The 9,290-nt window shown below is 68.1% G+C and carries 10 protein-coding genes; all 10 read right to left on the reverse strand.

Going from position 1 to position 9,290, the window contains the following annotated elements; all coding sequences use genetic code 11:
• Positions 1–48: 48 nt before the first annotated feature.
• A complete protein-coding gene (locus H5T74_14185) occupies positions 49–1,074 on the reverse strand; it encodes an FAD-dependent oxidoreductase (protein MBC7231525.1) in 1,026 nt (341 codons plus the stop codon).
• Entirely contained in the window at positions 1,005–1,508 is a 504-nt protein-coding gene (locus tag H5T74_14190; protein MBC7231526.1) for an NAD(P)-binding protein, read from the reverse strand. The genes H5T74_14185 and H5T74_14190 overlap by 70 nt, the downstream gene beginning before the upstream one ends.
• A 140-nt stretch (positions 1,509–1,648) precedes the next feature.
• Entirely contained in the window at positions 1,649–2,197 is a 549-nt protein-coding gene (locus H5T74_14195; GenBank protein MBC7231527.1) for an FAD-dependent oxidoreductase, read from the reverse strand.
• Positions 2,091–2,945 (reverse strand): FAD-dependent oxidoreductase, encoded by an 855-nt coding sequence (locus H5T74_14200; GenBank protein ID MBC7231528.1) that lies wholly within the window; start codon positions 2,943–2,945, stop codon positions 2,091–2,093. Before H5T74_14200 ends, H5T74_14195 begins: the two co-directional genes overlap by 107 nt.
• Positions 2,946–2,968: 23 nt before the next feature.
• Entirely contained in the window at positions 2,969–3,262 is a 294-nt protein-coding gene (locus H5T74_14205) for a 4Fe-4S binding protein (GenBank protein MBC7231529.1), read from the reverse strand.
• A complete protein-coding gene (locus H5T74_14210) occupies positions 3,259–4,407 on the reverse strand; it encodes an NAD(P)/FAD-dependent oxidoreductase (GenBank protein MBC7231530.1) in 1,149 nt (382 codons plus the stop codon). Before H5T74_14210 ends, H5T74_14205 begins: the two co-directional genes overlap by 4 nt.
• Before the next feature lie 305 nt (positions 4,408–4,712).
• The gene (locus H5T74_14215) at positions 4,713–6,344 is read right to left on the reverse strand and encodes an FAD-binding oxidoreductase (GenBank protein MBC7231531.1); all 1,632 of its coding nucleotides are present in this window, start codon (positions 6,342–6,344) and stop codon (positions 4,713–4,715) included.
• A gap of 150 nt (positions 6,345–6,494) precedes the next feature.
• On the reverse strand, positions 6,495–6,776 hold the full coding sequence (locus H5T74_14220; protein MBC7231532.1) for a 4Fe-4S binding protein: 282 nt from the start codon (positions 6,774–6,776) through the stop codon (positions 6,495–6,497).
• A 4-nt stretch (positions 6,777–6,780) separates the two neighbouring features.
• A complete protein-coding gene (locus H5T74_14225; GenBank protein ID MBC7231533.1) occupies positions 6,781–7,314 on the reverse strand; it encodes an FAD-dependent oxidoreductase in 534 nt (177 codons plus the stop codon).
• 172 nt (positions 7,315–7,486) lie between these two features.
• A complete protein-coding gene (locus tag H5T74_14230) occupies positions 7,487–9,148 on the reverse strand; it encodes an FAD-binding oxidoreductase (GenBank protein ID MBC7231534.1) in 1,662 nt (553 codons plus the stop codon).
• Positions 9,149–9,290: the final 142 nt, after the last annotated feature.

Below are 9,290 nucleotides of genomic sequence, written 5' to 3' on the forward strand. Positions count from 1 at the left end.
GGTCTCCCTCCTTCCCGACCGCGCCAGCATCCTTCCCCGCGCCGGGGCTTAACGCCTTTTTCTTCCATACAGGGAGCGCGCCGCCAGCGCCGCCCCCGCCAGCGCCGCCCCCGCCGCCAGCCCTCCCCGGAGGTAGGCATTGTAGGCGGTAAGGCGCGAGAACAGCGTGACCTCCCTGCCCGCGTGCTCGTAAAGTGCGTGCCCCACCGCCAGGTGCGCGGAGGCGCAGGCGTTCTCCATACCCGCGGAGATGAAGGTCTTGGTGTAGTCGCCGCAGAGATAGAGGTTGGGGTAGGGGGTGCGCTGGGGCGGGCGGAAGCGGTCCGCTCCCGGCCTCTGGGCGAAGATGCCCTGGCGCTCCCGGGTCACCACCCATTTTTTCACCTCCGCCTCGCGCGCCGCGGGCATGATGCGCCTGAACTCCTCCAGGACCTTGGAGTAGATGCGCTCCGCCGGCAGGCCCCGGAGGTGAAAGGCGGGGGTGAGGACGAACTCCAACATGGAGCCCGTGGCCGTGGAGGCGAACCTGGGCACGATGGTGTGCATGTCCGCGAAACAGTTGAAGGTCCCCTGCATCTGGGCTGCGATGTTGCGCATGCTGGTGACGAAACGGTCGAACCAGATCTGCACCGACACCGAGGGGGCCTCCTCGAGGCGCCAGAGGTCCAGGAAAAACGGGTAGTCCAGGGCGCTTTCCGGCAGCACGCGCCGCAGCTCGTAATAGGGCATGGCGCTGATATAGACGTCGGCGGTGAGGGTCTCGCCGTCCTCGGTGCTCGCGCCCACCACCTCGTTCCCCCGCACCACCAGTCCGGTCACCCTACGCCCCGTCTCCACCCGGCCGCCGCGTGCCTCGATGTAGCGCCTTGCCGGCTCCACGTAGATCTCCCCCAGCCCGCCGTTGGCGAAACCGATCCCCGGATTGGAGATGTATTCCCGGTTGATGAAGGACGAGGTCCAGTATAGAAGGGCCTTGGCCGAGACCTGGTTGAGCTCCAGGAAGGTCAGCCCGGCCCCCCCCCGGGACGGAAGTGGACGATGGCGTTGCGGGTTACCCCGTGGCGCTTGAACCATTCCAGGAGGGTGATCTCGTCGCACGCGTCCAGCCTCTCCCTGGACATGAGCGCCGAGACGAGGACGGCCAGCCCCAGGCTGGCCTGGTCGATCATGGACATGGTGGGGGAGCGCATGGCCTGGAGGACGGTGCGCAGCCCGCCGCCTATGGGCAGCAGCCCGCTCCTGCCCTGCGCGTCGTAGTTGGTGATGCCCTGGGTCCAGTGCAGGGGCTCCGCCCCCACCTTGGCAAGAAATCCCAGGCAATTGCTGTAGTGGGGCATGAAGATGTGCAGCGCGTTGTCCACTGTATCCCCGTCATCGTCCACCCAAGAGGTCGCCCTGCCGCCCAGGATGGGCGTGGCCTCCAGCAGGTGTACCTCCACCTCGAAGTCGCAGAGGTCGGCGGCGGCGCACAGCCCCGCCATGCCCCCTCCCATGACCAGTGCCTTCATCGTTCCTCCTTGGCCTCCCTTTTCCTCCCTCCGCGCACGCCCCGGCACCGCCCCTAAGTCCGCGGCGCCCTCTTCCTCCGTACGGCGGGCTCCGCCCCCGGTCCCGCGCTATCCGTTCGCCAGCACCGCCCCGGCGGCGTTCAGCCCGCTGCGCAGCGCCGCCTCCGCCGAGGGCATGTACATGTACTCGCCGGCGAGGTGGAGCCCTTCACCTCCGCCGCGACCTTCCCCCGCAGGCCCGCCACCGCTCCCAGCATGCCCGGCGGCGAGAGGCAGACCGCCTCGCGCCACTGGCGCACCTCGGCGAAGAGAGGGGCCTCGGTCATGTCCGGGAAATAGCGCCGGATCTCCTCCGTCACCCTCTTGAGCACCTCCCCGTCTTCCAGCGCCAGAAGCTCGTGGGAGTGGCGCCCGTAGGTGAAGCAGTGGATGAGCGAGCACCCCTCGGGAGCGTAGTAGGGAGATTTCACGGCTTTGTCGCAGACGTTCATGAACGAGCCCTCGCGGCGCGGGAAACCGACCCCGTACCACCCGTCGGGAAAGAGGCGCCGGCGCAGGGCAAAAATGACGTGGCAGCAGGCGCTATAGCGCACCCTCTCCAGCGGGCCCCGCAGGGAAGCGGGCAGGTCCGGCATGAGCTCGAGGGCGGTGGTGGCGGTGGTGGCGCAGACCACCGCGTCCGCGTCCACAAAGCCCTCGTCCGTCTCCACCCCCCGGACCCTGCCGCCCTCGACCACGATGCGCCTGGCAGGGGTTCCAGTCCTCAACCTCCCCCGGTGCTCGTCCGCGAGGCGCGAGGCCAAGGTCCCCCAGGCCGCGTCGGAAGGTGAAGACCCCGTGCAGGATGTTCCACAGCAGCGTGAGGGCATAGCCCGCCGCCACCTCCTCCGGCTCCCCTAGGGTGAGGTTGGTGACCACCGGCTGCACCAGCCCCTCCAGCACCTCCTCCCCCCCGCGGCGCAGGGCGAAATCCGCCGCGCTCTCGCCGTCCAGGTCCAGGGTCTTCTCCGGGGCCAGCAGGTCATAGTCCCTTCTGCGCTTAAGGAAGGCGGGCATGAACCTCGCCATCTGCGCCAGCCCCGCCGGCGTGAACCCCTGGGAGTTCATGAGCAGGCGGCGGTGGCGCCACAGCACCCTCGGGTCGCTGTCTATGACCCCGGTGTAGAACCTGCCGCGCTTGTAGTTGGCGGCCTTGAAAAGGTAGCCGCGCAGCTCGCCCTCCAGGCCGAGGTCGCGGGCGAGCTCCGCGGCGGCCGGGCTTTCCCGGAAAAAGAACTGCGCCCCCAGATCGAGGGCATACCCGTTCCTCCACGCGCCGGCGATGCGTCCGCCCGCCGCACTCTCCCTCTCCGGCGCCGTGACCTCCACTCCCGCCCTGTCCAGTGCGTGCAGGGCCGCGAGCCCCGCGGTCCCAGCTCCCACGACGATGGCCTTCATCTCCTTCCTCCCGCCTGGCTCCGTCACGCGAACCTGTACACCACCCCCGACCCGCCTGGCGGATAGGTGAAATCGATGGCCCCGGACTCGCAGGCGATGAAGCAGCTCCCGCACTCCATGCACTTCTCGCGGTAATCCGGCTCCAGCCGGGCGCGGCCCTCGCGCATCTTCCACAGGTCCATGGGGCAGATGACCACGCAGCCCGTGCAGCCCGTGCACTTCTCGGCGTCGAAGAAGATGAAGTCGTGCGGCGCGGGGACGATCTCGCTGAGGGCGAACTTGTCCAGCTCCCCGCCCCGGTCTTTCTTCCGGCTCATACTTCCACCTCCCCTCCCGTCATCTGCGAGACCATGGCCGCGACCCCTTTGACCATCTCTATACACTTGCGCAGGCTATCCCCTCCCGTCTCCAGGAGGATGGGGGCGTAAACCCTCAACATGCCCATGAGCAGGGGCAGGTTCTCCAGGAGGATGGGGAAGAGCCGATTGATGCTCACCGCCTTGGGCTCCTGGCAGTTCCAGAGCATGTTGTTGCTCAGGTCCACCAGCAGGTCGGTGGCCTCGTCGAAGATCACCGGGTCCCCCAGCATCTCGAAGAGCTGGCGCAGCTGCACCCCGGCGATGAACTCCTGCCCCACCGGGCTCTCCTCCAGGCGGTCGCAGTAGCGCTGCAGGGAGGAGGCGGAGGTGTCGCCCTCTTGCAGGGCCTCGTGGGCCACCTCCGCCGCCAGGCGCCCCGAGTACATGGCCTGCCACACCCCCTCCGCCCACAGGGGCTCGGGCACCCCCGCCGCGTCTCCCACCAGCATGAAACCGCCGGTGTAGATGCGCCGGTTGAACTGGTCCATCCAGGGCAGCATGTGGGCCTGCCATTCCCGGGGACGGGCGTCGAGGGCGGTGTACTGCCTCTGGATGGGAGGGCAGTTTATCATCTGCAGTACCTCCTTGGCGGGATTGATGCGTTTGCGCACCGCCCTGGACACCAGGCTGTTGGTCACCCCGGGTCCCCCCACGTGCACGCCGTCGGCCATGACGATGAGGTAGAGCCCGCCGAAGCCGGGGGCGAAGTAGGTCTGGAAGCAGTTCTCGTGGATGACCGCGTCCGCCCTCTCCCTGGGCACGGCGTAGTCCACGGTGCACAGCGAGACCACCTCGTCGCGCCCGAACTTCTCCCGCAGGCCCGCCAGGCGTGCGGTCATGGACATCACCCCGTCCGCCCCGATGACCACCGGGGCGCGGTACTCCTCGCCCCCCTCGGTACGCACGCCGCAGATCTTTCCTCCCTCCCGGACCATCCCCGTCACCAGGGTCTTGAGCTTGAGCTCCGCCCCCTTCTGCACCGCGCGCTCCGCCAAGTAGCGGTCCAGCTCGGGCCGGTACATGGTCTTCACGAAGTAGTCGCGTCCCTCGGGATAGCTTATGCGCCGCGAGGTGGTGGTGATCATGCTGAACTTCTCCTCCATCTCCGGAGGCGGGGAGAGGAAATGCGCTTGGGTCCTCCAACCGATGCGCATGGAAGGATATTCCACTTCCTTGAGGAAGGGGAAGTCCCTCTCTCCCTTGGAGGAAAAGGCGAAGCCCGAGGCGTTCTTCTCCCCCGGTTAGTTGGCCCGCTCCAGCATCAGCGCTTTCATGCCCAGCTCCGCGCCGGTCATGGCCGCCACGCTTCCCCCCGGGCCAGCGCCCACCACGATGAGGTCGTAGCTCTCCATCCTGCACCCCCTGTCTTCTTACTTCTGGCTCTCTCCATCTCTCTCCCTCTTGCGACTCAGCCTTGTTCCCCGCTTCTCCGCTTCCAGTCCCTCTCCTTCACCAACCTCTCCAGCTCCGCGACTTTGCGCGGGTCGTTGCCGGAGAGGTCCATATCCTCCTCGCCCACGTACAGCCACGCGTCGGCGGCGGAGCCCGGGTCAAAGACCCGGGAGAGCTCCCTCTGCCAACGGTTGAAGTCCCCCTGCAGGGGAGAGATGAGCCTGCGCTGCTCTGGAAAGATGTTCCATGGCTGGTCGGTACACTGCTCCATGGCGGTGAGCAGGAAGTCGAAGGCCATGCCCTTGAGCGCTTCCACGTGTGCCTCGTTCCTGGGATCGTAGTACCAGAGCTCCTCGCTGTGGTTGATGGTCCCGTCCTCCCAGAGCATGTCCACGCAGGCGTCCGCGAAGTCGTCCACGCAGCCTCCCCTGCCTATCCACTGACGCTTGATCTCCTCGCCCGCCGCGTCCCAGGCCACCGCGGTATCCCAAGTGTCATCGGGGCCCAGCCCCGACTGCATCTGGCCGCCGGCCCGGAAGGACATGGGGGGCACCGCGCCGCTGATCACCGACCACCAGAAGGTCCCCCCGAGGGCTATGGCGCCGAAGTCGAGGACCATCCCGCCGTGAACGAGCACTATCTCCCGCAGCGCCGCGTCGCGGTATTCCATCTCCCACGGGGAATGCGCCGCCATGATGAGCATGGTGCCGTGCTGGATGGAGGAAAGGGCGGCGCGCAGGTTCAGCAGGCGCGCCAGCTTCCGGGTGAGGCGCGGCGCCACGATCACCGGCACCACCCTGATGGGGCTCTTCATGATGTTGTAGTCCAGCCCCTCGCGGCAGACGCAGTAGGTGGCCTCCGCCCAGCTCTCGCGGTCGGGGAAGATAAGCAGGTACAGGCGGAAGTTCCAGGGCAGTTCCAGCTCCATATCATAGAAGAGTCCTTTGACCTCCGGCCGGGGAGGCCCCGGCCAGGGGAAGAGCTTGAGGGCGCAGGCGGTGAATATACCGTTGCCAGAAAGGCCTCCCGCCTTCCCGCGCATCACCCCGCGCAGCGAAGGCCCGGGGCCGTCGGCGCAGAACCAGCCCAAGCCCGAGCCCGCGGTGCCCAGGCGCAGCACCTCTCCGTCCGGCAGCACCCACTCCACTCCCATGAGATTGCGGGGGCTGTAAGTGCCGTCCCAGCCGGGACCGAAGGCGGCGCAGGCGCTGGCCAGGGGAGACACCCCCGCCCCCGCCGCGATCATGTGCGTGTTCAGGCCCACCTTCATGGCCTCCGCCCTGATCTGCCCGCCCACGGCGTAGGGCTCCACCACCGCGATCATGTTCTTTTCGTCGATATCCAGGATGCGGTCCATGCGGCGCAGGTCCACCTGCACCACGCCCTCGCCGGAAGGCCCCGCCCACGCCCCCCACCCGGTGGAGAAGGCCTTGAAGCGCAGCCCGTGCCGGTTGCAGGCCCTAACCACCGCCTGCACCTCCGCCGTGCACCCGGGCATCACCACCGCCTCCGGGCGCGCCACCCAGGGCTCCGGGCGGTTGTTGAAGGTGGGCTGCCAGGCGTAGGAGTCGAGCACCGCGGGCTCGCGCGAGGCGTTCTCCGGCCCCACCGCCTCTAGAAGCTCCTCGAAGGCCCCTTCGCTTATCATCGCCGTTGCCCCCTTCCCGGCCCCGCCCCGCTCGCCGGCGGGGCCGCGTCCGTCCCCTCTCCGCCGACCCCCGTCGCCGGAGGTCATTTACCGTCCCTCCCCGGGGAATGTGCGGCCGCTTCCCGCGCACCGGGACGCTGCGGGCCGCGTTTATCCGTAGCGTATGGTCACCCCGGTACCGCCTGCCGGGTAGGAGAAGTCGATGGCCTCGCGAGCGCATATCTCCCAGCAGGCGGCGCACTCCAGGCACAGCTCGCGGTAGCGCGGCGCCAGCCTGGCCTTTCCCTCCTTCAGGGACCACAGCCCGGCCGAGCACACCCTGGCACAGAGCCCGCACCCGTCGCAGCGTCTGGGGTCGAAGGAGATGAAGTCGCCGGTGTCTCCCTCGCTGCGATAGACGAGCTCCTTGACCTCGAAGTCCATCTCCTCCACGGCCTTACCTCCCGGATCGACCCGCGCGGCTCATGTTACGTCTCTCCCACGCCCCGCGGTCGTTCTTCTCTTTCGCCACCCCCCTGACCACCCCGTCCTCCTCGATCACCCCGGTCACGAGGGTGGAGGTGCGCAGCTCGGCGCCGGCGGCCACGGCGAGGTCGGCGATGAGGGGGTCGAGATCGGCGCGGTATATGGAAGCTCCTGCCATCCCCTTGTCGAGGGAGCCGGACCACCTGCTGCCGTCGCGATCCGAGCCCGTGGTGCCCTGCACCAGCCGCAGGCGGTTCTCCTCGTCCACCACCTTGATGACGATCATGTCTATGCGCCGGTAAGAGGAGAGATAAGGCAGCTTGCCCATGATCTCCGGGAAATCGCGCCACCACCTCGTGCCCAGCCCCGCGCCGGAGGAGTTCTTCTCGCCCGGATGCCTGCCCCGCTCCAGGAAGACCGTCCTCAGGCCGAGTTCCGCCGCCGTCTTGGCGGCGTAGGAGCCGCCCGGACCGGCTCCAACCACCACCACGTCCCACTTCTCCATGGCGCCACCCCCTACACGCCCGATCGGCAGTTTCCCCCTCAGTCCCGAGGCCGCAGGCCGAGTTCCGCCGCCGTCTTGGCGGCGTAGGAGCCGCCCGGACCGGCTCCAACCACCACCACGTCCCACTTCTCCATGGCGCCACCCCCTACACGCCCGACCGGCAGTTTCCCCCTCAGTCCCGAGGCCGCAGTTTCTCCGTCAACGCGTTCAGCCTTTCCACCTTCGTGGGATCCGCCGCGGAGAGGTCGAAGGAGCCCTCGCCGCAGTAAAGGGTGGAGTCGGCCGCCTCCCCCGGGTCCAGCGTCCTGGACACCTCCTTCTGCCAGCGGTTGAAACCCCACGCCAGGGGGCCGATGATGGCGCGCACGCGCGGGTCGGAGGAGAACATGGGCTCCATGCACTGCTCCAGAGCGGCGATGGTGAAGTCCAGGAAGATGGGCTCCAGCGCTGCGCGGTGCTCCGGCTTGCGCGGGTCGAACTGGTAGACCACCTCGCAGTGCGCCCAGGTGTTGTTCTCGTAGGGCACGTAATAGGGGTTGTCGCCCATGTCGTCGATGATGCCGCCCCTGGCGATCCATTCCTCCTTCACCGCCAGGCAGGCGTCCCTCCAGTTCTCCTGGGTGTCCAGGGCATCGTTGCGATCCAGGGCGGTGTTGAAGGAGCCGCCGATCCTGAACACCAGCGCCGGAAGGGTCGCGCGCACGAACCCCATGAGAGCCATGCTCACGAAGGGTCTCTGGGTACCCATGTCCAGGGCGATGCCGCCGTTCTTCTCCACGATGGAGAGGAGCACCCCCGACTGGTATGCCAGCTCCTCCTCGGAATCCGCCGCCAGCACCATCATCAGGACGTACTCGAGGGTCTTTCCCAGCAGGGACCTCACGGCCCTGGTGCCCGCCAGCTTCTTGAAGAGGCGCGGGGTCATGATGTTCAGGTAGGCGGCGGTGGCGGTGCGCAGGGCGTTGTACCCGATCTCCGCCTCGCCGATCTTGAGCACCGCCTCCAGGAAGGCGGAACGGTCGGGGAAGGCGCAGAGGTAGAAACCCATGTTCTCGGGGATCTCGGAGCGCGCGTCGAGGAGACACCCCTCGGTCTCTATGCGCGGCGGCCCCGGCCAGTGGTAGAGCTTGAGGGCGCACTTGGTAAAGATACCCAGACCGGAAAGGGCGCCCGCGGAGCCGCGCATGATCCCCCGCAGGGAGGGACCGGGGCCGTCACCCGAGAACCAGCCCAGCCCGCATCCCGGCGCTCCCAGCCGCAGCACCTCGCCGTCGGGGAGCACCCACTCCGCGCCCAGCACGTTGCGGGGGCTGTAGCTCATGTAGATGCTGTCGTGCCCCACGCCCCATCCCGAGGTGGCGCTGGCCAGGGGGGAGCAGTTTGGCCCCGAGCCGTGGATGTGCAGGTTGAGACCCTTCTTCATCGCCTCCGCCTGGATCTGGGCGGCGATGGCATAGGGCTCCACCACGGCGTACATGTTCTTCTCGTCGATCTCCAGGATGCGGTTCATGCGGCGCAGGTCCACCTGCACCACGTTGTCGTAGGTGGGGCCGCACCACACGCCCCAGCCGGTGGAGAAGGCCTTGAACCTGAGGCCGTGCCGGTTGCAGGCCCGCACCACCGCCTGCACCTCCTCGGTGGAGGCGGGAAGCACCACCGCCACGGGGCGCTTCACCCAGCGCTCCGTGGGATGGTCGTTATTGGTGGGCTGCCAGGCGTAGCCGTCCAGCACCCCGGGCTCCCGGGAGACGTTCTCCGGCCCCACCGCCTCCTCGAGGGCGCGGTAGGCCTCCTCGCTTATGGTCTTAAAGGTAAGGGTCCCGGTCTCGCTCATCTCCCATCCCTCCTCAGGTCCCCGCCGGCACCTTGATCCCTGCGGACAGGGCCACCAGGTCGATGAGGTCGTAGACGGGCAGGTCGGCGCCGCATTCCTGCGCGGCGTCCCGGAAGGCGCGCACGCACCAGGGGCAGGCGGT

Source organism: Actinomycetota bacterium (assembly GCA_014360645.1).
Classification (GTDB): Bacteria; Actinomycetota; Geothermincolia; order Geothermincolales; family RBG-13-55-18; genus Solincola_B.